Annotated in this window: 27 protein-coding genes, 4 tRNA genes and 1 other annotated feature; of the genes, 20 read left to right on the top strand and 11 right to left on the bottom strand. The window is 56.5% G+C overall.

The window, feature by feature from the left end:
* Positions 1 to 12: 12 nt before the first annotated feature.
* On the bottom strand, positions 13 to 156 hold the full coding sequence (locus ACJ8HA_RS13470; RefSeq protein ID WP_162180460.1) for a hypothetical protein: 144 nt from the start codon (positions 154 to 156) through the stop codon (positions 13 to 15).
* Here ACJ8HA_RS13470 and alaS point away from each other — a divergent pair.
* The 10 genes from alaS (at position 106) to luxS (ending at position 7414) form a co-directional block, all read left to right on the top strand.
* Complete coding sequence (gene alaS / locus ACJ8HA_RS13465) at positions 106 to 2733, top strand: alanine--tRNA ligase (protein ID WP_025301635.1); 2628 nt, start codon at positions 106 to 108, stop codon at positions 2731 to 2733. The two genes, ACJ8HA_RS13470 and alaS, sit on opposite strands and share 51 nt — an antisense overlap.
* Positions 2734 to 2985: 252 nt before the next feature.
* On the top strand, positions 2986 to 3171 hold the full coding sequence (csrA, locus tag ACJ8HA_RS13460; RefSeq protein ID WP_004091602.1) for a carbon storage regulator CsrA: 186 nt from the start codon (positions 2986 to 2988) through the stop codon (positions 3169 to 3171).
* Positions 3172 to 3481: 310 nt separating this feature from the next.
* Positions 3482 to 3574 (top strand) — tRNA-Ser (locus ACJ8HA_RS13455).
* A 3-nt stretch (positions 3575 to 3577) separates the two neighbouring features.
* Positions 3578 to 3654 (top strand) — tRNA-Arg (locus tag ACJ8HA_RS13450).
* Positions 3655 to 3715: 61 nt separating this feature from the next.
* Positions 3716 to 3792 (top strand) — tRNA-Arg (locus ACJ8HA_RS13445).
* Between the two features lie 54 nt (positions 3793 to 3846).
* A tRNA-Arg gene (locus ACJ8HA_RS13440) sits at positions 3847 to 3923 on the top strand.
* Positions 3924 to 4095: 172 nt separating this feature from the next.
* Positions 4096 to 4662, top strand: a complete 567-nt coding sequence (yqaB, locus tag ACJ8HA_RS13435; RefSeq protein ID WP_025301636.1) for a fructose-1-phosphate/6-phosphogluconate phosphatase — start codon at positions 4096 to 4098, stop codon at positions 4660 to 4662.
* Complete coding sequence (locus ACJ8HA_RS13430; RefSeq protein ID WP_004932520.1) at positions 4659 to 5087, top strand: YqaA family protein; 429 nt, start codon at positions 4659 to 4661, stop codon at positions 5085 to 5087. The genes yqaB and ACJ8HA_RS13430 overlap by 4 nt, the downstream gene beginning before the upstream one ends.
* Before the next feature lie 82 nt (positions 5088 to 5169).
* Entirely contained in the window at positions 5170 to 6732 is a 1563-nt protein-coding gene (gene gshA / locus ACJ8HA_RS13425) for a glutamate--cysteine ligase (protein ID WP_043143899.1), read from the top strand.
* Between the two features lie 166 nt (positions 6733 to 6898).
* Positions 6899 to 7414, top strand: coding sequence for an S-ribosylhomocysteine lyase (luxS, locus tag ACJ8HA_RS13420; protein WP_004932513.1), 516 nt, complete (start codon positions 6899 to 6901; stop codon positions 7412 to 7414).
* Positions 7415 to 7479: 65 nt separating this feature from the next.
* On the opposite strand, the gene ACJ8HA_RS13415 is transcribed toward luxS, so the two are convergent.
* Together ACJ8HA_RS13415 and ACJ8HA_RS13410 are read right to left on the bottom strand one after the other, a co-directional pair.
* Positions 7480 to 8769, bottom strand: a complete 1290-nt coding sequence (locus ACJ8HA_RS13415; RefSeq protein ID WP_016929024.1) for an HlyC/CorC family transporter — start codon at positions 8767 to 8769, stop codon at positions 7480 to 7482.
* 42 nt (positions 8770 to 8811) lie between these two features.
* Positions 8812 to 9603: a cytochrome C assembly family protein gene (locus tag ACJ8HA_RS13410; protein WP_004932506.1), complete on the bottom strand. Its 792-nt coding sequence runs from the start codon at positions 9601 to 9603 to the stop codon at positions 8812 to 8814.
* 169 nt (positions 9604 to 9772) lie between these two features.
* Here ACJ8HA_RS13410 and ffh point away from each other — a divergent pair, with 169 nt between their 5' ends.
* The 5 genes from ffh to rplS all read left to right on the top strand — a co-directional run bounded on the left by ffh (position 9773) and on the right by rplS (position 13389).
* Complete coding sequence (ffh, locus tag ACJ8HA_RS13405) at positions 9773 to 11134, top strand: signal recognition particle protein (protein ID WP_004932504.1); 1362 nt, start codon at positions 9773 to 9775, stop codon at positions 11132 to 11134.
* Positions 11135 to 11348: 214 nt separating this feature from the next.
* Positions 11349 to 11597 carry a 30S ribosomal protein S16 gene (gene rpsP, locus ACJ8HA_RS13400; RefSeq protein WP_004932501.1) on the top strand — a complete coding sequence of 83 codons (249 nt, stop codon included), beginning with the start codon at positions 11349 to 11351 and terminating at the stop codon, positions 11595 to 11597.
* Positions 11598 to 11615: 18 nt separating this feature from the next.
* Entirely contained in the window at positions 11616 to 12164 is a 549-nt protein-coding gene (gene rimM / locus ACJ8HA_RS13395) for a ribosome maturation factor RimM (protein ID WP_019455135.1), read from the top strand.
* A 52-nt stretch (positions 12165 to 12216) separates the two neighbouring features.
* Positions 12217 to 12984: a tRNA (guanosine(37)-N1)-methyltransferase TrmD gene (gene trmD, locus ACJ8HA_RS13390; protein ID WP_004932485.1), complete on the top strand. Its 768-nt coding sequence runs from the start codon at positions 12217 to 12219 to the stop codon at positions 12982 to 12984.
* A 48-nt stretch (positions 12985 to 13032) separates the two neighbouring features.
* Positions 13033 to 13389 (top strand): 50S ribosomal protein L19, encoded by a 357-nt coding sequence (rplS, locus tag ACJ8HA_RS13385; protein WP_025301638.1) that lies wholly within the window; start codon positions 13033 to 13035, stop codon positions 13387 to 13389.
* A 143-nt stretch (positions 13390 to 13532) separates the two neighbouring features.
* Here rplS and ACJ8HA_RS13380 read toward each other — a convergent pair whose 3' ends face one another.
* From ACJ8HA_RS13380 to ACJ8HA_RS13365, 4 genes are all read right to left on the bottom strand, one after another.
* Positions 13533 to 13760 carry an ogr/Delta-like zinc finger family protein gene (locus ACJ8HA_RS13380; protein WP_442515371.1) on the bottom strand — a complete coding sequence of 76 codons (228 nt, stop codon included), beginning with the start codon at positions 13758 to 13760 and terminating at the stop codon, positions 13533 to 13535.
* 63 nt (positions 13761 to 13823) lie between these two features.
* Positions 13824 to 14339, bottom strand: a complete 516-nt coding sequence (locus ACJ8HA_RS13375; protein WP_025301640.1) for a lysozyme — start codon at positions 14337 to 14339, stop codon at positions 13824 to 13826.
* Complete coding sequence (locus tag ACJ8HA_RS13370; RefSeq protein WP_025301641.1) at positions 14323 to 14544, bottom strand: HP1 family phage holin; 222 nt, start codon at positions 14542 to 14544, stop codon at positions 14323 to 14325. The genes ACJ8HA_RS13375 and ACJ8HA_RS13370 overlap by 17 nt, the downstream gene beginning before the upstream one ends.
* Before the next feature lie 249 nt (positions 14545 to 14793).
* Positions 14794 to 15558, bottom strand: coding sequence for a DUF481 domain-containing protein (locus tag ACJ8HA_RS13365; RefSeq protein ID WP_025301642.1), 765 nt, complete (start codon positions 15556 to 15558; stop codon positions 14794 to 14796).
* A 506-nt stretch (positions 15559 to 16064) separates the two neighbouring features.
* Between ACJ8HA_RS13365 and ACJ8HA_RS13360 the strand changes: the two genes are divergently transcribed.
* The gene (locus ACJ8HA_RS13360; RefSeq protein ID WP_025301643.1) at positions 16065 to 17141 is read left to right on the top strand and encodes a 3-deoxy-7-phosphoheptulonate synthase; all 1077 of its coding nucleotides are present in this window, start codon (positions 16065 to 16067) and stop codon (positions 17139 to 17141) included.
* A 3-nt stretch (positions 17142 to 17144) separates the two neighbouring features.
* Positions 17145 to 18266, top strand: a complete 1122-nt coding sequence (gene tyrA / locus ACJ8HA_RS13355) for a bifunctional chorismate mutase/prephenate dehydrogenase (RefSeq protein ID WP_197812898.1) — start codon at positions 17145 to 17147, stop codon at positions 18264 to 18266.
* 55 nt (positions 18267 to 18321) lie between these two features.
* Here the strand turns inward: tyrA and pheA are convergent, their stop codons facing one another.
* The 4 genes from pheA to bamD form a co-directional block, all read right to left on the bottom strand.
* The gene (gene pheA, locus ACJ8HA_RS13350) at positions 18322 to 19479 is read right to left on the bottom strand and encodes a bifunctional chorismate mutase/prephenate dehydratase (protein WP_025301644.1); all 1158 of its coding nucleotides are present in this window, start codon (positions 19477 to 19479) and stop codon (positions 18322 to 18324) included.
* A gap of 42 nt (positions 19480 to 19521) precedes the next feature.
* Positions 19522 to 19648 (bottom strand) — a sequence feature (Phe leader region).
* On the bottom strand, positions 19600 to 19647 hold the full coding sequence (locus ACJ8HA_RS13345) for a hypothetical protein (RefSeq protein ID WP_101428074.1): 48 nt from the start codon (positions 19645 to 19647) through the stop codon (positions 19600 to 19602). It overlaps the preceding feature by 48 nt.
* A gap of 122 nt (positions 19649 to 19770) precedes the next feature.
* Positions 19771 to 20112, bottom strand: coding sequence for a ribosome-associated translation inhibitor RaiA (gene raiA / locus ACJ8HA_RS13340; protein WP_004932457.1), 342 nt, complete (start codon positions 20110 to 20112; stop codon positions 19771 to 19773).
* Between the two features lie 312 nt (positions 20113 to 20424).
* The gene (bamD, locus tag ACJ8HA_RS13335) at positions 20425 to 21156 is read right to left on the bottom strand and encodes an outer membrane protein assembly factor BamD (protein ID WP_004932456.1); all 732 of its coding nucleotides are present in this window, start codon (positions 21154 to 21156) and stop codon (positions 20425 to 20427) included.
* 131 nt (positions 21157 to 21287) lie between these two features.
* On the opposite strand from bamD, the gene rluD reads away from it, so the two are divergent.
* From rluD to clpB, 3 genes are all read left to right on the top strand, one after another.
* The gene (gene rluD / locus ACJ8HA_RS13330) at positions 21288 to 22265 is read left to right on the top strand and encodes a 23S rRNA pseudouridine(1911/1915/1917) synthase RluD (protein ID WP_025301645.1); all 978 of its coding nucleotides are present in this window, start codon (positions 21288 to 21290) and stop codon (positions 22263 to 22265) included.
* Positions 22265 to 22996 (top strand): purine nucleoside phosphorylase YfiH, encoded by a 732-nt coding sequence (gene yfiH, locus ACJ8HA_RS13325; protein WP_060448143.1) that lies wholly within the window; start codon positions 22265 to 22267, stop codon positions 22994 to 22996. Before rluD ends, yfiH begins: the two co-directional genes overlap by 1 nt.
* 130 nt (positions 22997 to 23126) lie before the next feature.
* A complete protein-coding gene (gene clpB, locus ACJ8HA_RS13320; RefSeq protein ID WP_025301647.1) occupies positions 23127 to 25700 on the top strand; it encodes an ATP-dependent chaperone ClpB in 2574 nt (857 codons plus the stop codon).
* The last annotated feature ends 469 nt before the right edge of the window (positions 25701 to 26169 follow it).

Below are 26169 nucleotides of genomic sequence, written 5' to 3'. Positions count from 1 at the left end.
AGAAAATTTATCTTATCCCCACTTTTTGTTCGTGAGCTGGTTGTCATCGTCGGGATGACGCGCCACCGGCTCACGTGTCGTTATTCTAGCCTTTCCAGGAAAATTATGAGCAAGAGCACCGCTGAGATCCGTCAAGCGTTTCTCGATTTCTTTCATAGTAAGGGTCATCAGGTTGTAGCAAGCAGCTCCCTGGTGCCTAACAATGATCCGACATTGCTGTTTACCAATGCCGGCATGAACCAATTTAAGGATGTTTTCCTGGGGCTCGACAAACGCGCCTATTCCCGCGCCACTACCTCGCAGCGCTGCGTGCGCGCAGGCGGCAAGCATAACGACCTGGAAAACGTCGGGTATACCGCTCGTCACCACACCTTCTTTGAAATGCTGGGCAACTTCAGCTTCGGCGATTACTTCAAGCACGACGCGATCAGCTACGCGTGGGAACTGCTGACCGGTGAAAACTGGTTCAACCTGCCGAAAGAGCGACTGTGGGTCACCGTGTATGAAACCGATGACGAAGCATTCGACATCTGGCAGAAGCAAATCGGCGTACCGGCCGAGCGCATTATCCGCATCGGCGACAACAAGGGCGCGCCTTTCGCTTCCGATAACTTCTGGCAGATGGGCGATACCGGCCCATGCGGCCCGTGCACCGAGATTTTCTACGATCACGGCGATCACATCTGGGGTGGTCCTCCGGGCAGCCCGGAAGAAGACGGCGATCGCTACATCGAGATCTGGAACATCGTTTTCATGCAGTTCAACCGTCAGTCCGACGGCACCATGTTGCCGCTGCCGAAACCTTCGGTGGATACCGGTATGGGCCTGGAACGCATCGCGGCGGTGTTGCAGCATGTGAACTCCAACTATGAGATCGACCTGTTCCGCACCCTGATTGCCGCCGTGGCGAAAGTGACCGGTGCGACCGATCTGGACAATAAATCTCTGCGCGTTATCGCCGACCACATCCGTTCCTGCGCCTTCCTGGTGTCTGACGGCGTGATCCCGTCTAACGAAAACCGCGGCTACGTGCTGCGTCGCATCATTCGTCGTGCGATCCGCCATGGCAACATGCTGGGCGCGAAAGACACCTTCTTCTACAAGCTGGTGGCGCCGCTGATCGAAGTGATGGGCCCGGCGGCCGATGAACTGAAACGCCAGCAGTCGCTGGTGGAGCAGGTGCTGAAAACCGAAGAAGAGCAGTTTGCCCGTACGCTGGAGCGTGGTCTGGCGCTGCTGGACGAAGAGCTGGCCAAGCTGCAGGGCGATACCCTGGACGGCGAAACCGCTTTCCGTCTGTACGATACCTACGGCTTCCCGGTGGACCTGACCGCTGACGTCTGCCGCGAGCGCGGTCTGAAAGTCGACGAAGCGGGCTTTGAAGAGGCGATGGAAGCACAGCGCCGCCGCGCGCGCGAATCCAGCGGTTTCGGCGCCGACTACAACAGCCTGATCCGTGTGGACGGCAGCAGCCAGTTCAGCGGCTACGATCACGACGAGCAGCAGGCGATGGTCATTGCGCTGTTCCGCGACGGCCAGCCGGTCGATCAGATCAACGCTGGCGAAGAGGCGGTGGTGGTGCTGGACGAGACGCCGTTCTACGGTGAATCCGGCGGCCAGGTCGGCGATAAAGGCGTGCTGAAAACCGCAGGCGCCGAGTTTGTGGTCAACGACACCCAGAAATACGGTCAGGCTATCGGCCATCAAGGCAAGCTGGCGCAAGGTTCGCTGAAGCTGAACGATCGCGTGGACGCGCAGATCGACACTGAGCGCCGCAACAGCATCCGCCTGAACCACTCCGCGACCCACCTGCTACACGCTGCGCTGCGCCAAACGTTGGGCGAGCACGTTGCGCAGAAAGGCTCTCTGGTTAACGACAAATACCTGCGCTTCGACTTCTCGCATTTCGAAGCGATGAAGCCGGAACAAATTCGCGCGGTGGAAGATCTGGTTAACCAGCAGGTGCGTCGTAACCTGCCGGTGCAGACCGAGCTGATGGCGTTGGAAGATGCCAAAGAGAAGGGTGCGATGGCGCTGTTCGGTGAGAAGTACGACGACAACGTTCGCGTGCTGACCATGGGCGACTTCTCCACCGAGCTGTGCGGCGGCACCCACGCCAGCCGCACCGGCGATATCGGCCTGTTCCGCATTCTGAGCGAGTCGGGCACCGCGGCGGGCATTCGCCGTATTGAAGCGGTAACTGGTGCTGGCGCTATAGCTACGCTGCATCAGCAAAGCGATTTGTTGCAAGACGTTGCGCAGTTGGTGAAGGGCGATAGCAACAACCTGACCGATAAAGTGCGCTCGGTGCTCGATCGCACCCGCGTGCTGGAAAAAGAACTGCAGCAACTGAAAGATCAGCAGGCGGCGCAGGAAAGCGCGTCGCTGTCCAGTCAGGCGAAAGTGGTTAACGGCGTGAAGCTGTTGGTCAGCCAGTTGGACAATGTCGAAGCCAAAATGCTGCGCACTATGGTGGATGACCTGAAAAATCAATTGGGTTCGGCCATTATCGTGTTGGCGACGACGGCTGATGACAAAGTCAGCCTGGTCGCGGGCGTGACCAAGGATCTGACTGACCGCGTGAAAGCCGGCGAGTTGATCGGCAACGTGGCGCAGCAGGTCGGCGGCAAGGGCGGTGGTCGCCCTGATATGGCGATGGCGGGGGGGACGGATATCAACGCCCTGCCAGCGGCGTTAAACAGCGTAGAAGCCTGGGTGGCCTCGAAGCTGTGAACATAAATAAATAGCACGCACAAACGCCATAATACTTTGTTGATTATGGCGTTTTCATACTGTGCTAACACAATTTAGTTACAATTGCGGGAACAAAGTTTTTCAGGTCGGCTAAACTTACCATTATCTGAGGTGGGACCAAGTCTGCTTACACTTATTGTGGATTGCGCGGCTTACGTTTTCACCACATATGATGGATAATGACGGGGAAACTGAGAGACCCGACTCTTTTAATCTTTCAAGGAGCAAAGAATGTTAATTCTGACTCGTCGAGTTGGTGAAACCCTCATGATTGGCGATGAGGTTACGGTCACTGTGCTAGGGGTAAAAGGCAACCAGGTGCGTATTGGTGTGAATGCCCCCAAAGAGGTTTCGGTTCACCGTGAAGAAATCTATCAGCGCATTCAGGCAGAGAAGTCTCAGCAGACGACTTACTGATTCCGAAGCAGCGTCTCGTTGCCAGACGAGACGCTACTGCATCGTTTTACCCACTTCTTTCGTTCTCCCCTCTCTTTTTCGTGATTATTTTCCCGGTTAGTTTTCTGCTTTGTTGCCACAGACGCTACGGTTGCCTGTTGATAAAACGCCCTTTTTGCCGTGAAATCGCCCATGTTGGGTGTGAATTGTGCAAACGCGCATGAGTTGGGAAAAATTGTTTGACTTAAAAGTCGGAGAAAGTAATATGTGCGCCACGCAGTGCCGATGAGCTTCTACAAAGCAAGTTAGGCACAATTCGAAAGAAGCGTATGGTGAGGTGGCCGAGAGGCTGAAGGCGCTCCCCTGCTAAGGGAGTATGCGGTCAAAAGCTGCATCCGGGGTTCGAATCCCCGCCTCACCGCCATTTGCATCCATAGCTCAGCTGGATAGAGTACTCGGCTACGAACCGAGCGGTCGGAGGTTCGAATCCTCCTGGATGCACCATATTTTGCAGTATGGTGGGGTAGTAACAACGTACCATACGGTATCAAAAAAGAATTCCTGTGCATCCATAGCTCAGCTGGATAGAGTACTCGGCTACGAACCGAGCGGTCGGAGGTTCGAATCCTCCTGGATGCACCATTCTTTCTGTCGTGTTTCGTTAGCGAAGCAGGCAAGCAGTAAAAAAATAGACATGCATCCATAGCTCAGCTGGATAGAGTACTCGGCTACGAACCGAGCGGTCGGAGGTTCGAATCCTCCTGGATGCACCATCTAAGAGAAACCCGCCTCGGCGGGTTTTTCGCTTTTCAGCCTTTATCTATCTCCCCCCCTTTCCCCTTTGTGCACGATTAGGCACAGCACATTCCGCTATGACGCAGTCAGCGACAACCCATCGGCTTTACGCTAAAGTAGTTTTCTTTCCTCAACGATCATGGAGTAACGATGTACGACCGCTATCAGGGTCTTATTTTCGACATGGACGGCACGATTCTGGACACCGAGCCAACGCACCGTAAAGCGTGGCATGAAGTGCTGTCCCGTTATGGCATGACGTTTGATGAAACGGCCATGGTGGCGCTGAGCGGTTCGCCGACCTGGCGCATCGCTCAGGCGATTATCGCCAGCCATCAGGCCGACCTCGATCCCCATCACCTGGCGGCGGAGAAAACCCGCGCGGTGGAAGCGATGCTGCTGGATAGCGTGCGTCCATTGCCGCTGATCGAGGTGGTGAAGTCCTATCACGGCCGCCGTCCGATGGCGGTCGGTACCGGCAGCGAGCACCGCATGGCTGAAATGCTGCTGCGTCATCTCGGCCTGTTCGACTGCTTCGACGCGATCGTCGGCGCGGACGACGTACAGCGCCATAAACCGGAGCCGGATACCTTCTTACGCTGTGCTGAACTGATCGGCGTGCCGCCGGAAAAATGCGTGGTGTTTGAAGATGCCGAATTTGGCATTCAGGCGGCGAAAAGTGCCGGTATGGCTGTGGTAGACGTCCGCACGCTGTGAGTAGTACGCTAGCCGTAATATCGTTATTTGGCAGTAGCTTCCTCAGTGCGACGCTGCTGCCGGGAAATTCAGAAATCGTTCTGGTCGCCTTGCTGACCCAGAGTCGCGTCTCGCCGGAATTGCTGGTATTGGCCGCGACCTTGGGCAACACGCTGGGCGGCTTGACCAATGTCATTATCGGGCGCCTGTTACCGGCGTTGAAACCACAGCGGGGGCTGGCAACGGCGCTCGGGTGGCTGCAACGCTTCGGCCCGGCTGCGCTGTTGCTCAGTTGGGTGCCGGTGGTGGGCGATTTGTTGTGCGTGTTGGCAGGTTGGCTGCGCATGCCCTGGGGCTCTGTCGCGCTGTTTCTGTGTATCGGAAAGGCGCTGCGTTACATCGTTTTGGCTATGATAACGGTACAGGGCATTGCCTGGTGGCAGTAACCAAGTGAATATAACTCAATATTCTCTCGGGTGCGGATTCAGTATGCTTACGAGTTATTGTTTTTAGAAGCGGGAGGTCAATTTGATCCCGGACGTATCACAGGCGCTTTCTTGGTTGGAAGCCCATCCTCAGGCATTAAAAGGCATTCGTCGCGGCATCGAGCGTGAAACGCTGCGAGTCACGCCGAACGGCACCTTGGCGACCACCGGGCATCCGGAAAAGCTGGGGGCGGCATTGACGCACCACTGGATCACCACGGACTTCGCCGAGGCGCTGTTAGAGTTTATTACGCCGGTTGATGACAATATCGATCACCTGCTGACGTTCCTGCGCGATATTCATCGCTACGTGGCGCGCAACATTGGCGATGAGCGCATGTGGCCGCTCAGCATGCCGTGTTTTATCGAAGCCGAGCAGGACATCGAGCTGGCGCAGTTCGGTTCGTCGAACATCGGCCGCATGAAGACGCTGTACCGTGAAGGGCTGAAGAATCGCTATGGCGCGCTGATGCAGACTATTTCCGGTGTGCACTACAACTTCTCGCTGCCGCTGGAATTTTGGCAGGCCTGGGCCGGCGTGCAGGACGCAGAAAGCGGTAAAGAGCAGATCTCGGCGGGGTATTTCCGCCTGATCCGCAACTATTATCGTTTCGGCTGGGTGATCCCATATCTGTTTGGCGCATCGCCGGCCATTTGTTCTTCGTTCCTCAAAGGGCGCGAGACCACTCTGCCGTTCGAGCGCACCGAGCAGGGGATGTGCTACCTGCCGTACGCCACCTCGCTGCGTCTGAGCGACCTGGGCTACACCAATAAGTCGCAGAGCAATTTGGGCATCACCTTCAACGATCTGCACAGCTATGTGGCCGGTCTGAAACGGGCGATTGCTACGCCTTCCGAAGAGTTCGCCAAGCTGGGCGTGAAAGAGGGCGATCGCTACCTGCAGCTGAACAGCAACGTGCTGCAAATCGAGAACGAGCTGTATGCGCCGATCCGGCCGAAGCGCGTGACCCAAAGCGGCGAGACACCGTCAGACGCGTTGCTGCGCGGCGGTATCGAATACATCGAAGTGCGTTCGCTGGATATCAACCCGTTCTCGCCGATCGGCGTGGATGCGGTGCAGGCGCGTTTCCTGGATCTGTTCCTGGTGTGGTGCGCGCTGGCCGATGCGCCGGAGATGAGCAGCGATGAACTGCTGTGCACGCGCAAGAACTGGAACCGGGTGATCCTCGAAGGGCGCAAGCCGGGCCAGACCATCGGCATCGGCTGTGGTGCCAGCCATGAGCCGCTGGAAAAAGTGGGTAAGGCGCTGTTCGCCGATCTGCGTCGGGTGGCGGAAGTGTTGGACGGCGAAGCCGGCAACCGTCAATACCAGCAGGTGTGCGATGAGCTGGTCGCCGCGTTCGACGATCCTGAGCTGACCTTCTCCGCGCGCATTCTGAAGGCGATGAAGGCGGAAGGCACTGGGCGCGTCGGTCTGCAGCTGGCGGAGCAGTATCGCCAGACGTTGCTGGAAGAACCGTTGGAAATCCTGAATGAGGCCGAGCTGGATAAAGAGCGGGAAGCCTCGTGGCAGCGCCAACGCGACATAGAAGCCAATGATACGCTAAGCTTTGAAGCGTTCCTGAAGCAAAACGGCGGAAGCTGAAAAAGAAAAAGGCCACATCAATGTGGCCAAATATGCATCTCTGATGACAGGGATGATGATAACAAATGCGCGTCTTTCACATACTCAGACTCGCAGGGTTGGAAAAGGTTTCCCGGTTAGGAAAAAAAGTTTCGAAATAAATGCTCTTTTACGAGGAGGTAGCGAAATGCCATTGCTGGATAGCTTTACCGTCGATCATACCCGTATGGCAGCCCCGGCTGTCCGCGTTGCGAAAACCATGAAAACGCCTCATGGTGATACCATCACGGTATTTGATCTGCGCTTTTGCCGCCCGAACCTGGAAGTGATGCCCGAACGCGGCATTCACACGCTGGAACACCTGTTCGCCGGCTTTATGCGCGACCACCTGAACGGCCAGGGCGTGGAGATTATCGACATCTCCCCAATGGGCTGCCGCACCGGTTTCTACATGAGCCTGATCGGCGTGCCGGAAGAGCAGCGCGTTGCCGATGCCTGGAAAGCGGCGATGGCCGACGTGCTGAAAGTGACCGACCAGCGCAAGATCCCTGAGCTGAACGAGTACCAGTGTGGTACCTACCACATGCACTCGCTGGAAGAAGCGCAGGAAATCGCCAAGCACATTCTGGATAACGGCGTGGTGGTGAACCACAACGACGAGCTGGCGCTGCCGAAAGAGAAGCTGCAGGAGCTGCATATCTGACCGTACGTTTCCCGCAGAAACAAAAAAGACGCGATTTCGCGTCTTTTTTACGTTCTGGCCGGCGGTCAGTGATGGCCGACGCTGGACTGCAGCGAGGTGATCGGCGTGACTCGCACCTGTTTGATCATGTTGCCCTGTACGTCGAGAATGTCGATATCGTAATGGCCGATACGCACCCGGGTGCCGATTTCGGGGATCTCTTCCAGTTCTTCCAGCAGCATACCGTTGACGGTACGGGCTTCATTGGCCGGCAAGGTCCAGTTGAAGGCTTTGTTCAGCTCCCGTACGTTGGCGGTGCCGTCGATCAAGACCGAACCGTCGCTCTGCGGCGTGACTTCTTCCGCCAGCGTCGGTGACATCGAGGTGGTGAAGTCGCCGACGATCTCCTCGAGGATGTCTTCCACCGTAACCAGGCCCTGAATGTCGCCGTACTCGTCGACCACGATGCCGACCTTCTCTTTATTGCGCTGGAATTTCACCAACTGAACGTTGAGCGGCGTGCCTTCCGGTACGAAGTAGATCTCATCGGCGGCGCGCAGCAGGTTCTCTTTGTTGAACTCTTTTTTCTCGGTCATCAGGCGGTAGGCTTCGCGCACGCGCAGCATGCCGATCGCATCGTCCAACGAGCTGCGATACAGCACGATGCGGCCGTGCGGCGAGTGGGTCAGCTGGCGCATGATCGACTTCCAGTCGTCGTTGACGTCGATGCCGACGATCTCGGTGCGCGGCACCATGATGTCGTTGACCGTCACCTTTTCCAGATCCAGCACCGAGATCAGCATGTCCTGATTGCGGCGTGAGATCTGCGACTGGGATTCGCGCACGATGGTACGCAGCTCATCCTTGCTGACGGCGTCGCTGATGCGCACGTTGGTGCGAATGCCGAACAGGCGCAAGGTCAGGCTGGTGATGCCGTTGAGCAGCCAGACCAGCGGGAACATCACCTTTTGCAACGGGGCCAGCAGGACGCTGCTGGGGAAGGCAATACGTTCCGGATAGAGGGCGGCGAAGGTCTTCGGCAGCACTTCGGCGAACAGCAGCACGGCGAAGGTCAGTATGCCGGTCGCGATCGCCACGCCGAGATCGCCATACAGCCGCATGCCGACGATGGTCGCCAGCGCCGAGGCGAGGATGTTGACCAGGTTGTTGCCGATCAGCACCAGGCCGATCAGCCGATCCGGTTTTTGCAGCAGCTTCTCCACCCGACGCGCCGAGCGGTTGCCCTGTTTGGACAGATGACGCAGGCGATAACGGTTGAGCGTCATCATGCCGGTTTCGGAGGCGGAGAAGTAAGCGGAGACCACGATCATGATCACCAGGATAATGATGAGGGTCCCCGTCGACACATGCTCCAATGCAGTATTCCTTATAGAGAGGGAGAATTGAGCCAGGCTGGCCTAGCGCACCATCACCTGCTGAATCAGACGGCTGCCGAAATAGGCGAGCGTCAGCAGGAAGGCGCCGGCGAAGCTGAACCAGACGACGCGGCGGCCGCGCCAGCCTTCATGGTAATGGCCCCACAACAGCACGATATACACGAACCAGGCCATGATCGACAGCACGGCTTTATGCACGTTCTCTTTGCTGAACAGGTTATCCATGTACAGCAGGCCGGTGCACAGGGTGAGCGTCAGCAGCACCACGCCGATCTGGGTGATATGGAACATCTTGCGCTCGATGCTCATCAGCGGCGGCATGTCGGCGCTGAAGGTCAGCTTCTTGTTTTTCAACAGGTAGTCGAGCCAGGCGAGCTGCAAGGCGTAGAGCGCGGCGATGATCAGGGTGGCGTAAGAGAACAGCGCCAGGCCGATATGCACCATCAATTCCGGGCTGGCTTCCAGGTGAGTAATGAACTCGCCGGGCATAAAGCTGGCGAAGGCCAGGTTGATCATCGCAAAGCTGTAGACGATCGGCAGCAGGAACCAGCCGCGATCGCGCGAGGCGACGAAGGTCATCACCGAGCAGATGATCAGGCTGACGATGGAACCAATGTTCAGCAGGCTGAGATTCTGCCCGGCGCTGACGTCAAAGATGCGCTGCTGCAGCGCGATGGCGTGGCAAATCAGCGCCACCACCGCCGAGACGAGGGCCAGTCGACGGTATGCGCTGTTCTTCCGCAACAAGCTGGGAATGATCAGTCCAAGGCTGAGCAGGTAGGCCATCAAAGCCACAATGGAGAAAACTGGCATAGCGTTTAATTTTGCTTCGGCGTGGTTAATAGGAGTGTCAGTATAACGTTGCGCGCGTTTCACTCCAACCTATCTCCAACGCTGAGGCAGAGATCCGCCGCGCTTCGTGTTATCATCGGCGCAATTGTGTCGCCGGAGCGGCCTGTCATTACACGTTGAGCATGAGACGATGTTTGAAAATTTAACCGATCGATTGTCGCGCACGTTGCGCAATATCAGCGGCCGCGGGCGGCTGACCGAAGAGAATATCAAGGAAACCCTGCGTGAAGTGCGTATGGCATTGCTGGAAGCGGACGTTGCGCTGCCGGTGGTGCGCGACTTCATCAACCGCGTCAAAGAAAGCGCGGTTGGTCATGAAGTCAACAAGAGCCTGACGCCGGGGCAGGAGTTCGTCAAGATCGTCAAGGGTGAGCTGATCGCCGCGATGGGCGAAGTCAACACCGAGCTGAATCTGGCGGCCCAGCCGCCGGCGGTGGTGCTGATGGCGGGCCTGCAGGGCGCCGGTAAAACCACCAGCGTCGGTAAGCTCGGCAAGTTCCTGAAAGAAAAACAGAAGAAGAAAGTGTTGGTGGTTTCCGCGGACGTTTATCGCCCAGCGGCGATCAAACAGCTGGAAACGCTGGCGGAAGGTGTCGGCATCGATTTCTTCCCGTCTGACGTCAAAGAAAAACCGATCGACATCGTCAATCGCGCGCTGCAACAGGCCAAGCTGAAATTCTACGACGTACTGATCGTCGATACCGCCGGCCGTCTGCACGTTGACGAAGCGATGATGGACGAGATCAAACAGGTGCACGCGGCGATCAAGCCGGTGGAAACCCTGTTCGTGGTCGACGCCATGACCGGCCAGGACGCCGCCAATACCGCCAAGGCGTTTAACGAAGCGCTGCCGCTGACCGGCGTGGTGCTGACCAAGGTCGACGGCGATGCGCGCGGCGGTGCGGCGTTGTCCATCCGCCACATCACCGGCAAGCCGATCAAGTTCCTCGGCGTCGGCGAGAAGACCGAAGCGCTGGAGCCGTTCTATCCGGATCGCGTGGCGTCACGCATCCTGGGCATGGGCGACGTGCTGTCGCTGATCGAAGATATCGAAAGCAAGGTCGACCGCGAGCAGGCGGAGAAACTGGCCAACAAGCTGAAGAAGGGCGACGGTTTCGATCTGACCGACTTCCTGGAGCAGCTCAAGCAGATGCGCAACATGGGCGGTATGGCCAACATGTTGAGCAAGCTGCCGGGCGCGGGCCAACTGCCGGACAACGTCAAATCGCAGATGGATGACAAAGTGCTGGTGCGCATGGAGGCGATCATCAACTCGATGACGCTGAAAGAGCGCGCCAAACCTGAAATCATCAAGGGCTCGCGCAAGCGCCGCATCGCGATGGGGGCCGGCATGCAGGTGCAGGACGTCAACCGCTTGCTGAAGCAGTTCGACGAAATGCAGCGTATGATGAAGAAGATGAAGAAAGGCGGTATGGCGAAGATGATGCGCGGCATGAAAGGTATGATGCCACCGGGCTTCCCAGGCCGCTGATGGGCCTCCGCACGCTGAGTGCGGGCGCTTTCAGCATTCGCCGTTCGCGGTGAAAACCGCCCGAAATTTGACAGGCTGCAAAAGTTGTCCCCTGCGATCGACGCTTTAGATTGCTTTTTGCGCCAAAATGAGTAAAATTTTCGGGCTTTTTATATTGCAACCGGGCCCCGTCCCTCAATGGGGCCCGGCTGTTTTATTAACTAAAGAGGATGTTATGGTAACAATTCGTTTGGCACGTGGCGGCGCTAAAAAGCGTCCGTTCTATCAAGTAGTAGTGACCGACAGCCGCAACGCTCGTGATGGTCGTTTCATCGAGCGCGTTGGCTTCTTCAACCCGATCGCTTCCGGTCAGGCTGAAGCACTGCGTCTGGACCTGGACCGCATCGAGCACTGGGTTGGTCTGGGTGCAACCGTTTCTGATCGCGTTCACGCGCTGATCAAAGACGCTAAGAAAGCAGCTTAATCTGTCGCGGTGGTGGCAATGAGCAAGCAACTCAAACCGGTAGCGCCTAAGCAGCCGATTGTACTCGGTAAAATGGGGTCCGCTTACGGCATTCGTGGTTGGCTCAGAGTGTTTTCATCCACCGAGAACGCCGAAAGCATTTTTGACTATCAGCCGTGGTTTATCCAGCAGGCGGGTCAGTGGCAGCATATCGAGTTGGAAGACTGGAAGCGCCACAGTCAGGATCTGATCATCAAGGTCAAAGGCATTGACGATCGGGACGCGGCGAATCTGCTGACTAATCGCGAGATTATGGTGGATTCTGAGCAACTTCCTCCGCTGGAGGGTGACGATTACTACTGGAAAGACCTGATGGGCTGCCAGGTAGTCACCACCGCCGGCTACGAGCTGGGTAAAGTCATCGATATGATGGAAACCGGCTCGAACGATGTGATGGTTGTGAAAGCGAACCTGAAAGATGCGTTCGGCATGAAGGAGCGGTTGATTCCGTTTCTTCATGGGCAGGTTATCAAGAAAGTCGATCTCACTGCCCGCGTGATTGAGGCAGATTGGGATCCTGGTTTTTGACCCCCGGATCAAACGGTCGAAGCAAGTGGAATAACGGTAAGGGGATTGGCTTGTGTTCATCGGTATTGTAAGCCTGTTTCCTGAGATGTTCCGCGCTATCACCGATTACGGGGTGACTGGCCGGGCAGTAAAAAATGGCCTGCTGAGCGTGCAGTGTTGGAGTCCTCGCGACTTCACCTACGACCGGCATCGTACCGTGGACGATCGCCCTTACGGCGGCGGCCCGGGAATGCTGATGATGGTGCAACCTTTACGGGAAGCCATTCATGCGGCGAAAGCAGCGGCAGGCGAGGGAGCAAAGGTGATTTATCTGTCACCTCAGGGGCGCAAGCTGGATCAAACCGGCGTGTGCGAACTGGCGGCCAATCAGAAGATGATTCTGGTATGCGGCCGTTACGAAGGGATAGACGAGCGCGTAATCCAAACCGAAATTGACGAAGAATGGTCAATCGGCGATTACGTTCTCAGCGGCGGGGAACTGCCGGCAATGACCCTGATTGATTCAGTCGCCCGTTTCATACCGGGTGTGCTGGGCCATCAGGCCTCAGCGGAGGAAGACTCCTTCGCCGACGGATTGCTGGACTGCCCGCACTATACCCGCCCAGAGGTGTTGGAAGGGATGGAGGTACCGCCAGTTCTGCTGTCGGGTAACCATGCCGAGATACGTCGCTGGCGCTTAAAGCAGTCGCTGGGCCGAACCTGGCTTAGAAGACCTGAACTTCTAGAAAGCCTAGCTCTGACTGACGAGCAAGCGGTGTTGCTGGCTGAGTTCCAACGGGAACATCAGGCCAGGCAACAGGACTATGAAGGAAACGTCTGACAACAGACGGGACCGATATATCAGTTTACCTAGGGTAAGAGACATATTATGAGCAACATTATTAAGCAACTTGAACAAGAGCAGATGAAACAAGACGTACCTGCATTCCGTCCGGGTGATTCCGTGGAAGTGAAGGTATGGGTCGTTGAAGGTAGCAAAAAACGTCTGCAGGCATTCGAGGGCGTGGTTATCGCTATCCGTAACCGCGGTCTGCACTCTGCATTCACTGTTCGTAAGATTTCCAACGGCGAAGGTGTTGAGCGCGTATTCCAGACTCACTCCCCAGTAATCGACAGCATTGCTGTGAAACGTCGTGGTGCCGTTCGTAAAGCTAAACTGTACTACCTGCGTGAGCGTACTGGTAAGGCTGCTCGTATCAAAGAGCGTCTGAACCGCGTTGGCTAACGCTGCATCCAAAAGTTAATAGTTATCAGGGGTTGGCATTATGCCAACCCCTTTTTTTATCTTAAATCTCGACTGGTTACATTTGCGAGATTTCGTCTGCGCGCCGCCAACATAATAAAGCCTGCATAAGCAGGCTTTTTGCATTATAGCGCCGCGGCGCTTTGTTTATGCTGACTCTCCGGCGGGTGAGGCTGCACCGGGATAATGTCATCGCCAGGTTTGACGATCACCCGCGCGACGGACTCGTGCGTGGCGAACGTGCAGCTGCAATTGATGTTGCGGCATTGATGGTAACGCTCTTTGGTCGACTCGCTCAGATAGCGGCTGGAGCGAGTGTGGGCCACGTGACCGCATAGTGGACAGTGCATCATAAGAACCCCCTTGAACAAATTAAGTGAAATTGTTGTGGCATCACCCTTTGGCGAGCGAACTCGTCATGATGAGGCAATCCCCTGCAAGCACAGTGCGCGTTCCATGGCGCGTCGCTGTTCCAGCCCCTTATTTTTCTTTCCGTTTACGTAAATCCAGCGTGGTAACTGATCGCAGGCCTGCCGCCACTGGCGCTGTTGCAGCAGCGCGACCAGCGTAGAGTGGCAGGCTGCGCCGACGCCCACATTGAAGGCGAAGGCGATCACTGCGTCATAGGTTTGTTGCGAGAGCGTATGCGGCAGGCAAGCGGCCATGCCGCGTTCGGTGCGGCGAACATCGTCTACCAAATCCACCGCGGCTTTGCGTTCATCTATCATCTTGTCTGGGATGACGCCGGCAGTGTGTCCAATGCCCTGTGTCCACACCCCGGCGCTACACTGGTAAGGCGACAGGCGGCAGCCTTCGAGATCGGCGATCAGCCTGAGGCCGGCTTCTGAGGTTTGCAGCTCGCCAAATGACGGCAATAGCACGGCGATGGCCAAAACGGTGGCGACGCTGCAGTGCTTAACGATTGCATTCATCGTAAATTTTCCTCCGTGATGCCGCATTGCGTTCAATAGCCTTCAAGATCTGCAGGCTTTTACGTCGGTAGTACCAGTTCACCAGAAACGTGCCGATGCCTACCGCCGCACCGACTAGAAAGGCAATGTCCTGCGGTGACAGCTTGCCGAGCCAGGCGAGAAACAACGCCATGGCGTAGGTGATGAATGAGGTGATTTTCTCCATAGCTTATGCTCGCTTTGTTTACAGTCTCTCGGGAGCTGTGGCGGCTATCGATGCGTTTCTGGCCACTCTCTATCGAAATCCATCATGCTCCGAGGCTGTATAATAATTACTGTATATGCATACAGTATTAAGCTATTTGCTAAAGTCGTCAATGGGTGGGGTGAATATTTTTAGCAGATTGTGCAAAAGAGGGCGGCAGGCATAAAAAAAGCCCATCAATGATGGGCTTTGAGAAATATTGGGGGAAAATTACAGGCCGTAGACCAGCGTGACCGAGGTCGTCGTGTCGGTGTTCTTCGGCGCCGAGGCCGGCGGTTTGCTGTTGTAGGTCACAGTGTAAGCCACGCGCAGCGAGAAGCGATCGTTGATCGCCACGTTCAACGCGCTTTCCGAGTTCAGCGTGGTTTCTTCGTTCGCCAGTGCGGAAACGCCCTGAATGAACTTGGTGTTGTCGGTCAGCTGATAGGAATAGTTGGCCGCGCCATAGGCCAACCCTTTGGTCGAGCGGCCGCCGCCATGGTATTCGTCATGGCGCACGCCGGGACCGAATTCCACCCGCAGATCGCTAAGCGGCCCGTTGAGGAGTTGACGGCCGTAGCCGCCGGTCAGCGTGGAGCGTGAGTCGTAACCGTTGAAACGGTCGCTCAGCCAGCTGGCCTGGCCGAACAGGTAGTTGCGATCGGTCAGGTTATAGCGCGTACGGCCACCGGCCTGGTATTTTTCGGACGAGCGCACGTTGGAGGAGGTGGTGTTGTTAGCCGCCCCCCACAGGCTGTACGCCGCGTCGCTGTTGAACCAGGTCATGTTGGTGTTGGCAAGCAGGGTGGAGCTCTGCGAGTTGCCTGACTGGGCGTTGTAGCCCGCCTGCACGTTGCCTTCGAATGGTTTCTTGGCGGTGGCCGGATCGTCCATCGCGGTGAAAAGCGTATTGTCGGCAAAGGCTGAAACACTGGTGAAAGTCGTTAAGCAGCAAATATACAGCGGAAAAGCGCGACGAGCGCGAGAAGAGAGCATCTTGGATCCAGTTGTTAAGGGTGGTTATTGTTGATGACGGTCACATTATATCGGTTCATTTCAGCGACAAAAATAGCCGCTATTAGCTTAAGTTTTTAATTTTTATTCCTCATTTATTCGCTTTTCTTCTACTGAAATTCATCGCTTTCGGCGGCATTTCGTGCTGAGTCTGACGGTATCCGCGCCTGCCCGTTCGTTGGCGCCCAGACGGGCGGCGTATCTTGCCTGTAAAACAAATTGTACACATATGTTTACGATATGGGGCTTTCGCCGGGAAGGCGAACAGGTGCGTTTTGAGGCGTTCGTGAATTTATTATTTAATTGAATTTGTTTGTTTTTATTGTATTTTCTTGATGTATTTATGCATGTTCTTTCATAAGATAAATTATGGTAATTTTTTATTTACGGAAATTGGATTGAAAACTTTACATATCGTGATAGGGTAGAGCCCTGAAACGCTCAATGTTCCATTTCAACGCATAACGCCAAACGACAGGAATAGCATCATGCAAAAAGACGCGCTCAATAACGTACACATCAGTGCAGAACAGGTTCTCATCACGCCGGAGGAGCTGAAGAACCAGTTCCCGCTCAGCGCCGACGACGAAAATGAAATCGCCACCGCGCGTAACACCATCGCCAACATTTTGCAGGGGCGCGATCATCGCCTGTTGGTCGTGTGTGGGCCTTGTTCGATCCACGATCCGGATGCGGCACTGGACTACGCCCGTCGTTTGAAAACCCTGGCGGCTGACTTGAGCGATCAGCTGTATATCGTTATGCGCGTTTATTTTGAAAAACCCAGAACCACTGTCGGCTGGAAAGGTTTGATCAACGATCCGTACATGGACGGTTCGTTTGACGTTGAAGCAGGCTTGCATATCGCGCGTCGCCTGTTGCTGGATCTGGTGGGCATGGGCTTGCCGTTGGCTACCGAAGCGTTGGATCCGAACAGCCCGCAGTACCTGGGGGACTTGTTCAGCTGGTCGGCGATCGGTGCGCGTACCACCGAATCGCAGACCCACCGTGAAATGGCTTCTGGCCTGTCGATGCCGGTCGGGTTCAAAAACGGCACCGACGGCAGCCTGGGTACCGCCATCAATGCCATGCGCGCCGCCGCTATGCCGCACCGCTTCGTCGGCATCAACCAGGCGGGCCAGGTTTGCTTGCTGCAGACTCAGGGCAATCCGGACGGGCACGTGATCCTGCGCGGCGGTAAAACCCCGAACTACAGCGCCGAGCACGTTGCGGCCTGTGAAAAACAGATGCTCGAGGCGGGACTCCATCCGTCCTTGATGATAGATTGCAGCCATGGCAACTCGAATAAAGACTATCGCCGTCAGCCGGCGGTGGCCGAGTCCGTGGTGGAGCAGATTAAAGCGGGTAACCGCTCGATTACCGGCATTATGCTGGAGAGCCATCTGCATGAGGGCAATCAGTCTTCCGAACAGCCGCGTGCTGACATGCGTTACGGCGTATCCGTCACCGACGCCTGCATCGACTGGGAGAGCACGGAAACGCTGCTGCGCCACATGCATCAGGAACTCGGCGCTGCGCTGAAGGCACGCACGGGAGAAAAGTAAGTTATGGTGGCAGAACTGACCGCGCTGCGCGATCAAATCGACGAGGTGGACAAAGCGTTGCTGGATCTGCTGGCGAAACGCCTGCATCTGGTAGCGGAAGTGGGGGAGGTGAAAAGCCGCCACGGTTTACCGGTTTATGTGCCGGAACGCGAGGCGGCGATGCTGGCCTCGCGCCGCCAGGAGGCGGAAAACCTCGGCGTGCCGCCGGATTTGATCGAGGACGTCTTGCGCCGTGTGATGCGCGAATCGTACGTCAGCGAGAACGATAAAGGTTTTAAAACTCTGTGCCCGCAGCTGCGGCCGATCGTCATCATCGGCGGCAACGGCCAGATGGGCCGGCTGTTCAACCGTCTGCTGACGCTGTCGGGTTATCAGGTCAGGGTATTGGATCAGGAAGATTGGCTGCAGGCGGAACAGCTGTTGGCCGACGCCGGTATGGTGATTGTCAGCGTACCGATCCATGTGACCGAGCAGGTGATAAGCCGCCTGCCGCCGTTGCCCGACGACTGCATTCTGGTGGATCTGGCGTCGGTGAAGAATCGTCCGCTGCATGCTATGTTGGCGGCGCACAGCGGCCCGGTGGTGGGGTTGCATCCGATGTTTGGTCCGGACGTGGGCAGCGTGGCGAAGCAGGTGGTGGTTTACTGCGATGGCCGCCAACCGGAGGCTTACCAATGGCTGCTTGAACAGCTGCAGGTGTGGGGGGCGCGGCTGCATCGTATCAGCGCGGTCGAACACGATCAGAATATGGCGTTTATTCAGGCGCTGCGGCACTTCGCCACCTTCGCCTACGGGCTGCACCTGGCGGAAGAGAACGTGCAACTGGAGCAGCTGCTGGCGCTCTCCTCGCCGATCTACCGGCTGGAGCTGGCGATGGTTGGCCGCCTGTTCGCGCAGGATCCGCAGCTGTACGCTGACATCATCATGTCGTCGGAAGAAAACGTGGCGCTGATTAAGCGTTACTACCAGCGCTTCGGCGAGGCGATCAAGCTGTTGGAGCATGGCGACAAACAGGCGTTTATCGATAGCTTCCGCAAGGTAGAGCATTGGTTCGGCGATTACGCCCAGCGCTTTCTGGTGGAGAGCCGCACGCTGTTGCGGCAGGCTAACGACAGCCGGCAGTGAAACGCGGGCAGTAAACGTAAAGGGTTCGGCCAAGCCGAACCCTTTTTTTATGGTTTCAGGATGGGTTGACCGGCACCACGGTGTCGCTCGGGTAACAGCCCAGCACCTTCAGCGAGCGGGTGATTGGCGTCAGATCGCGCAGCGCTTTTTGCATCGCCTCGGCGCGTAGGTTGGCCTGCACATCGATATAAAACATCTCTTCCCACGGATTGCCGTTGATCGGGCGTGACTCCAGCTTGGTCATGATTATGCCGTTGTCGCGTAGTACCAGCAGCGCTTCGACCAGTGCGCCGGATTGTTGGCCGGTCGCCATGATCAGCGTGGTTTTGGCCGGCACCTGTTCGGAGACGTCGATCGCTTTGCGCGCCAGGACGATAAAACGGGTGATGTTCTGCTGCTGGTTGGCGAGGTTATGTTCCAGCACCTGCAGCCCATACAGTGCGCCGCCGGCTTCGCTGCCCAGAGCAGCCACCTTCGGCGAATTCAGCTTGGCGACTTTCTCCATCGCGGCCGCTGTGCTTTCAGTGTATTCGATTTTCCAGTGCGGGAAGCGGTTCAGGAACTGGCTGCACTGCTGGAACGGTTGCGGGTGGCTGTAGACGGTTTCAATCTGGCTCAGATCGCTGTCGCCGGCAATCAGAACGCAGTGATTGATCGGGTTGGTCAGTTCGCCGACGATCGACAGGCTGGTGTGCTGCAGCAGATCGTACACCTCATTAATCGACCCGGAGCTGGTGTTCTCGATAGGCAGAATCGCATAGTCCGCCTGGCCGGTTTCCACCTGGGTGAAGATATCCTGAAACTTCTGGCAGCCGCATTCGATCAGCTGATCGAAGTGGCGGGCAGCGTATTGGCGTGCTGCCAGATGTGAGTAAGAGCCTTTTGGGCCGAGGAAGGCGATGCGGGCGGAATGTTGGCTGACGGGGTTGAGCTGGTGCTGTAGCAACGCCTGCTGGGTCAGGACGGAATCTTCGATGATCAGTTGAAACAGGCGGGTGACGTAAAAGCCGTCCAGGTCGTAAGGCTTGGCGGCGGCGATCAGCGCATCCAGCAGATCGCGCTCGCGCTCTTTATCGCGGATCGGGCGATGAGAGTGCAGCTTGGTCTTGCCGACTTCGATCGCCAGCTCACGGCGTTCCGCCAGCAGGGCCAACAGTTTCAAGTCCAGTGCGCTGATGCGCTCGCGCAGCACCAATAACGGGTTGTCAGTCATAATCAGCTTCCGCCTTCAGTTCTTATTCGTTGTAAAACAGCCATAAAAAAAGCCTCCTGTTTCCAGGAGGCTTTGTTGTTCGTCTTCGCATTCTTTCTTACACGACGAAACGCCTCCCAGTCAGGGGAAGGTAAAAAAGAATGCGAAGAAAAACGGTGTGCGTGGCATGGTCTACCTAAGGTTAATGCGAACAGGTTTTAAAGTAACCGCTGGCTTTTACCCCGTCAACAAAAATACCCGACAAAAAACGCGCCCTCGGGCGCGTTTGATGCGGCAATCGCTGTCGGACGGTTATTCCTGCTCTTGCGTGACTTCCGGCACGATGTCTTTCACGCTGGCATTGCAGCGGCGCGCTTCGCCTTTATGCTGCACCTTGTTCAACTGGCGTTCCAGCTTGGCGATCAGCTCATTAACGGCGGTGTACATGTCATCATGTTTGGCGCTGGCGACCAGCGGGCCGTTAGGCGTGGTAATGGTAGCGTCGGCGACAAACCCCTGCGGTTCTTTAGATAAGACGATATGTGGGTTTATCAGCTGGGTCTGCCATTTTTCCAGTTTGGTGAGACGGTCTTCGACGTGATTGCGGATTGCGGGAGTGATATCCATTTGTTTGCTGGTAATGTTCAATGTCATATAACTTACCTCTCTGTCTTTCCGTCTTGGTGAACCCAGCATACCCCGCTTTTTGTTTAAATGCGTGATGTAAATCACGATTTTTTGTCACTTTTTGCAAAGTTAGTTCAATCTGTGATTCAGCATTTGAATTGGCTATCTAATGCTTGAGAGTTGCCGCCGGATGGCGCATTATCGATGAGTTGACCGGTGAGGAGCGCTAGCTAACACCGTGTTTTTACTTGTGTATTTTTCCAGTGAAAACCCGGTCGACGCCAATGAAAACGGCAGCCGAGGCTGCCGTTTTGTTTTTCTGCCGTTACCGACGCGCGCTTATTGCGGGTTGGCGGCGATCACTTTGGCCACTTTGTCAGCCTGGCCGTTCAGCTGCAGCTGCTTGTAGGCATTTTCCATCAGCGGCAACACGTCGTGCGTCGCTTTGGTATCCGGGAATTCACGCAACATCTGCTCGGCGCGATTAACGACCGCGACGTAAGCACCGCGTTTAGTGTAGTATTCCGCCACCGAAAGCTCATACTTGGCCAAGCGGTCTTTCAAATACACCAAACGCTTGTTGGCGTCGGTCGCGTATTGGCTGTTCGGGTATTGCTGAATCAACTGGCTGAAGTCGCGGAACGCAGCGCGAGCGTGCTGAGGATCGCGGTCAGAACGGTCAACCCCGAAGAAGCCCTGCAGCGCGCTGTCATCGAGCGCCATGTCGGTCAGGCCGCGCATGTACATCACGTAATCGATGTTCGGGTGCGTCGGGTTCAGACGCATGAAGCGATCGATGGATGCCTGAGCCATCGGCAAGTCGGCGGCCTTATAGTAGGCGTAAATCAAATCCAGTTGGACCTGCTGGGAATACGGCCCGAAAGGATAGCGGTTATCTAACGCTTCGAGTTGCGTAATCGCGCCCTTGAAGTTACCGTCCTGCAGTTTTTGCTGCGCGGTAGCATAGATTTCCGAAGGTGGGTTGTCGGGAACCGCATCCTTGGATGTGGAGCAACCTGCCAGCGCCAGGCTCAACGTGGCTGCCGCCACCAGATATTTCATACGCGTCATGACGTTTTGATTATCCTCAGGGTGTTATTCCGGGAGACTGTCCGTTAAGCTCCCGACAAAGACCAGGTACAATAGCACATTATATTAAACGGCATCGCCGTGAAAACCCAACGTTAACGAAGAAGCTGCATATGGCACAACAAGTACAACTCACCGCAACGGTGGCCGAATCTCAACTCGGACAACGTTTAGATCAGGCTTTGGCCGAATTGTTCCCTGATTATTCACGATCTCGCATAAAAGAGTGGATCCTGGGCGATCGGGTGAAGGTCAATGGCAAAACGTCAAACAAACCGAAAGAGAAGGTGCTGGGCGGAGAAACAGTCGCCATCGATGCACAGATTGAAGAAGAGGCGCGTTGGGAGCCACAGGATATCGCGCTGGATATCGTCTATGAAGACAGCGACATCCTGGTGATCAACAAACCGCGCGATTTGGTGGTGCATCCCGGCGCCGGTAACCCGGATGGTACGGTGCTCAATGCGCTGTTGTATCACTACCCGGAAATTGCCGACGTGCCGCGTGCCGGCATCGTGCACCGTCTGGATAAAGACACCACCGGCCTGATGGTGGTGGCGAAAACCGTGCCGGCGCAAACCCGGCTGGTGGAAGCGCTGCAGGCGCGCGAAATCACCCGTGAATACGAAGCGGTGGCGATCGGTACCATGACCGCCGGCGGTACGGTAGAAGAGCCTATCGCGCGCCATTCCACCAAGCGTACCCACATGGCGGTGCACCCGATGGGTAAGCCGGCGGTAACGCACTACCGCATCATGGAACACTTCCGTGCGCATACTCGCCTGCGCCTGCGCCTGGAAACCGGCCGTACTCACCAGATCCGCGTGCACATGGCCTATATCAGCCATCCGCTGGTGGGCGATCCGCTGTACGGCGGCCGTCCACGTCCGCCGAAAGGCGCTTCGGAAGCCTTCATCAGCACGCTGCGCGGCTTTGACCGTCAGGCGCTGCATGCCACCATGCTGCGTTTGTACCACCCGATCAGCGGCATCCAGATGGAGTGGCATGCGCCGCTGCCGCAGGACATGGTTGATCTGATCAACGCGCTGAAGGCGGACACCGAAGAATTCAAAGATCAGATGGACTGGTAATGAGCTCGCTCATTCTGCTTGACTGGCCGTTGCCTACCGGCGTTAAAGCTTGCAGTACCACGCGCGGCGGCGGCGTCAGCCTGCCGCCTTATGACTCGCTGAACCTCGGCACCCACGTCGGTGACGAGGAGCAAGCGGTGACACGCAATCGGGAACGATTGGTTATCGCCGCCGGTTTGCCGCAGATGCCGGTGTGGCTCGAGCAGGTGCACGGCACTCGCGTGGTGACGTTGACGGGGAAAGCACCTGCCGATTTGCGGGCGGATGCGGTGTACAGCAACGTGCCGGGGCAGGTGTGTGCCGTGATGACGGCGGATTGTCTTCCGGTGTTGTTCTGCTCGCAGCACGGTGACGAAGTGGCTGCCGCCCACGCCGGCTGGCGCGGATTGTGCCACGGCGTGCTGGAGCAAACCGTGGCGGCGTTCAGCGCCGCACCGAGCCAGATTAGCGCCTGGCTGGGGCCGGCGATCGGTCCGCAGCAGTTTGAGGTCGGGCCAGAGGTGCGCGCCGCTTTCATGGCGGAAGATGCTGAAGCTGCGTCGGCATTTACCCCGCACGGCGATAAGTTTTTGGCTAATATCTACCTGCTGGCTCGCCAACGCTTGTTGCGTGCGGGCGTTCAGGCCATCTATGGTGGCGATCGCTGCACGGTTAACGAAACGAGCCATTTTTTCTCCTATCGACGCGACGGAATAACCGGACGTCTGGCAAGTTTAATCTGGCTGATATAACCTATTGAATTAGGACGATCCAACGACGCATGGCGTTGTACCGAAAATTTAGCGTCGAGATAACCTTGAAAATTTGAGGGATGACCTCATTTAATCTCCAGTAGCAATTTCGACCCATCTTGGAGGTGTTATGCGTCTGGATCGTCTTACCAACAAATTCCAGCTTGCCCTCGCCGATGCCCAGTCACTAGCCCTTGGGCACGACAACCAGTTTATTGAACCGCTACATCTGATGAGCGCCCTGCTCAATCAGGAAGGGGGCACGGTTCGTCCACTATTAACTTCCGCAGGTATCGATGCCGGGCGTGTGCGCACCGAAATCGAACAGGCACTGTCCCGTTTACCGCAGGTAGAAGGCACCGGTGGCGACGTTCAACCGTCCCACGAGCTGGTGCGCGTCCTGAACCTGTGCGACAAGCTGGCGCAGAAGCGCGCGGACAAATTCATTTCTTCCGAGCTGTTTGTGCTTGCGGTGCTGGAAGACCGCGGCTCGTTGACCGACTTGTTGAAAGCGGCCGGCGCGACGGCCGACAAAATCAGCAAAGCCATTGAACAAATGAGAGGCGGTGACAGCGTGGAAGATCAAGGCGCCGAAGACCAACGGCAAGCATTGAAGAAATACACTATCGATCTGACCGAGCGCGCCGAGCAGGGCAAGCTTGATCCGGTGATCGGCCGTGACGAAGAGATCCGCCGCACCATCCAGGTGCTGCAACGTCGTACCAAAAACAACCCGGTGCTGATCGGCGAGCCTGGCGTGGGTAAAACCGCCATCGTCGAAGGCCTGGCGCAGCGCATCATTAACGGCGAAGTGCCGGAAGGGCTGAAGCACAAGCGCGTATTGTCCCTCGATATGGGCGCCTTGATCGCCGGGGCCAAATATCGCGGCGAGTTTGAAGAGCGTCTGAAAGGCGTGCTCAACGATCTGGCCAAGCAGGAAGGCAGCGTTATCCTGTTTATCGACGAACTGCACACCATGGTCGGCGCCGGTAAGGCGGATGGCGCGATGGATGCAGGCAACATGCTCAAACCGGCGCTGGCGCGCGGCGAGCTGCACTGCGTCGGCGCGACTACGCTCGACGAGTATCGTCAATATATAGAGAAGGATGCGGCGCTCGAACGTCGTTTCCAGAAAGTGTATGTGGCGGAGCCGAGCGTGGAAGACACCATCGCTATCCTGCGCGGCCTGAAAGAGCGTTATGAACTGCACCACCACGTGCAAATCACCGACCCGGCCATCGTGGCGGCGGCAACGCTTTCGCACCGCTATATCGCCGATCGTCAATTGCCGGACAAGGCTATTGACCTTATCGACGAAGCGGCGTCCAGCATTCGCATGCAGATGGACTCTAAGCCGGAGTCGCTCGACAGGCTTGAGCGCCGCATCATCCAATTGAAGCTGGAACAGCAGGCGCTGAATAAAGAGTCTGACGACGCCAGCAAGAAACGCCTGGACATGCTCAGCGATGAGCTGGGGCAGAAAGAGCGCGAATATTCTGAGCTGGAAGAAGAGTGGAAGGCGGAAAAAGCGTCGCTCTCCGGCACCCAGAACATCAAGGCTGAACTCGAGCAGGCCAAAATCACCCTGGAGCAGGCGCGCCGCGTCGGCGATCTGGGGCGGATGTCGGAACTGCAGTACGGCAAGATCCCTGAGCTGGAGAAACAGCTCGCCGCCGCTACGCAGGCCGAAGGCAAGAGCATGAAGCTGTTGCGTAACCGGGTGACCGATGCGGAGATTGCTGAAGTGCTGGCGCGTGCCACCGGGATCCCGGTGGCCAGAATGCTGGAAGGTGAGCGCGACAAGCTGCTGCGCCTGGAGCAAGAACTGCATTCGCGAGTGATTGGCCAAGACGAAGCGGTCAGCGCGGTCTCCAATGCGATCCGCCGCAGCCGTGCGGGGCTGTCCGATCCTAATCGGCCGATCGGTTCGTTCCTGTTCCTCGGCCCGACCGGGGTGGGGAAAACCGAGCTCTGCAAGGCACTGGCTTCGTTCCTGTTCGACAGCGACGACGCTATGGTGCGTATCGATATGTCCGAGTTTATGGAGAAACACTCCGTGTCGCGTCTGGTCGGTGCGCCTCCAGGTTATGTCGGTTATGAAGAGGGCGGCTACCTGACGGAAGCCGTACGTCGCCGGCCTTATTCGGTGATTCTGCTGGATGAAGTCGAGAAAGCGCATCCGGACGTGTTCAATATTCTGTTGCAGGTGTTGGATGACGGCCGCCTGACCGATGGTCAAGGCCGTACCGTCGATTTCCGCAATACTGTGGTGATCATGACGTCCAACCTGGGGTCCGATCTGATCCAGGAGCATTTCGGTCAGATGAACTACGCGCAGATGAAAGAGTCGGTGATGGAGATGGTGAGTCACCACTTCCGTCCGGAGTTCATCAACCGTATCGACGAAGTGGTGGTGTTCCACCCGCTGGGCGAGAAACACATTGCCGCGATCGCCAAGATTCAGCTGTCGCGTCTGTATAAGCGTTTGGAAGAGCGCGGTTACGAAGTGACCATGACCGAACCGGCCCTGGCTCTGTTGAGCAAAACCGGTTACGACCCTGTGTATGGTGCGCGTCCGTTGAAGCGTGCTATTCAGCAGGAGATCGAGAACCCGCTGGCGCAGCAAATCCTGTCTGGCAAGCTGATCCCCGGCAAGCTGGTAACGCTGGATGTGGAAAACGACCATATCGTTGCACGCCAATAACGGCAATTAAGCGTAATAAAGATGAAAGGGAGCGGGTGGCCGCTCCCTTTTCTTTACCTTCGTTTGTCCCTGTTTACAGGGTTTGCCGCTATTACTGTGCTAAAACCGGTATTTTCTGACTAATAAACATCCTAAAAAGGCGTTTTTGGTGATTATTTGAACGCTTGAAAAGTTTTTTGCATTTAGGGGTTGCGGCCCGCCGAGAACTCCCTATAATGCGCCTCCACTGACCGGGAACAACGACTGACAAGCCGCCGGGTCAGCGAGAGAAAAGCGAAATAAACGCTTGACTCTCCGGGTGAAAAGCGTAATATACGCCACCTCGAGTTAGCAAGCGAAAGCGCCTAACTCACTGCTCTTTAACAATTTATCAGACAATCTGTGTGGGCACTCCACAAGACGATATCCAGCATCTTCGGATGCAAAAAAATATCAAGTCTTGAAGAGTGACTAACTGAAGTAAAATTCA

This window comes from Serratia sp. CY33802 (genome assembly GCF_052169095.1).
Taxonomy (GTDB): Bacteria; Pseudomonadota; Gammaproteobacteria; order Enterobacterales; family Enterobacteriaceae; genus Serratia; species Serratia bockelmannii.
This window is presented reverse-complemented; position numbering and strand designations above follow the sequence as displayed.

What these genes read in the sequence shown, in the direction of transcription:
- alaS (WP_025301635.1), top strand. Translation starts at nt 106, where the DNA reads ATGAGCAAGAGCACCGCTGAGATCCGTCAAGCGTTTCTCGATTTCTTT.
- ACJ8HA_RS13470 (WP_162180460.1), bottom strand. Translation starts at nt 156, where the DNA reads ATGAAAGAAATCGAGAAACGCTTGACGGATCTCAGCGGTGCTCTTGCT.
- csrA (WP_004091602.1), top strand. Translation starts at nt 2,986, where the DNA reads ATGTTAATTCTGACTCGTCGAGTTGGTGAAACCCTCATGATTGGCGAT.
- yqaB (WP_025301636.1), top strand. Translation starts at nt 4,096, where the DNA reads ATGTACGACCGCTATCAGGGTCTTATTTTCGACATGGACGGCACGATT.
- luxS (WP_004932513.1), top strand. Translation starts at nt 6,899, where the DNA reads ATGCCATTGCTGGATAGCTTTACCGTCGATCATACCCGTATGGCAGCC.
- ACJ8HA_RS13410 (WP_004932506.1), bottom strand. Translation starts at nt 9,603, where the DNA reads ATGCCAGTTTTCTCCATTGTGGCTTTGATGGCCTACCTGCTCAGCCTT.
- ffh (WP_004932504.1), top strand. Translation starts at nt 9,773, where the DNA reads ATGTTTGAAAATTTAACCGATCGATTGTCGCGCACGTTGCGCAATATC.
- rpsP (WP_004932501.1), top strand. Translation starts at nt 11,349, where the DNA reads ATGGTAACAATTCGTTTGGCACGTGGCGGCGCTAAAAAGCGTCCGTTC.
- rimM (WP_019455135.1), top strand. Translation starts at nt 11,616, where the DNA reads ATGAGCAAGCAACTCAAACCGGTAGCGCCTAAGCAGCCGATTGTACTC.
- rplS (WP_025301638.1), top strand. Translation starts at nt 13,033, where the DNA reads ATGAGCAACATTATTAAGCAACTTGAACAAGAGCAGATGAAACAAGAC.
- ACJ8HA_RS13380 (WP_442515371.1), bottom strand. Translation starts at nt 13,760, where the DNA reads ATGATGCACTGTCCACTATGCGGTCACGTGGCCCACACTCGCTCCAGC.
- ACJ8HA_RS13375 (WP_025301640.1), bottom strand. Translation starts at nt 14,339, where the DNA reads ATGAATGCAATCGTTAAGCACTGCAGCGTCGCCACCGTTTTGGCCATC.
- ACJ8HA_RS13370 (WP_025301641.1), bottom strand. Translation starts at nt 14,544, where the DNA reads ATGGAGAAAATCACCTCATTCATCACCTACGCCATGGCGTTGTTTCTC.
- ACJ8HA_RS13365 (WP_025301642.1), bottom strand. Translation starts at nt 15,558, where the DNA reads ATGCTCTCTTCTCGCGCTCGTCGCGCTTTTCCGCTGTATATTTGCTGC.
- ACJ8HA_RS13360 (WP_025301643.1), top strand. Translation starts at nt 16,065, where the DNA reads ATGCAAAAAGACGCGCTCAATAACGTACACATCAGTGCAGAACAGGTT.
- tyrA (WP_197812898.1), top strand. Translation starts at nt 17,145, where the DNA reads ATGGTGGCAGAACTGACCGCGCTGCGCGATCAAATCGACGAGGTGGAC.
- pheA (WP_025301644.1), bottom strand. Translation starts at nt 19,479, where the DNA reads ATGACTGACAACCCGTTATTGGTGCTGCGCGAGCGCATCAGCGCACTG.
- raiA (WP_004932457.1), bottom strand. Translation starts at nt 20,112, where the DNA reads ATGACATTGAACATTACCAGCAAACAAATGGATATCACTCCCGCAATC.
- bamD (WP_004932456.1), bottom strand. Translation starts at nt 21,156, where the DNA reads ATGACGCGTATGAAATATCTGGTGGCGGCAGCCACGTTGAGCCTGGCG.
- rluD (WP_025301645.1), top strand. Translation starts at nt 21,288, where the DNA reads ATGGCACAACAAGTACAACTCACCGCAACGGTGGCCGAATCTCAACTC.
- yfiH (WP_060448143.1), top strand. Translation starts at nt 22,265, where the DNA reads ATGAGCTCGCTCATTCTGCTTGACTGGCCGTTGCCTACCGGCGTTAAA.
- clpB (WP_025301647.1), top strand. Translation starts at nt 23,127, where the DNA reads ATGCGTCTGGATCGTCTTACCAACAAATTCCAGCTTGCCCTCGCCGAT.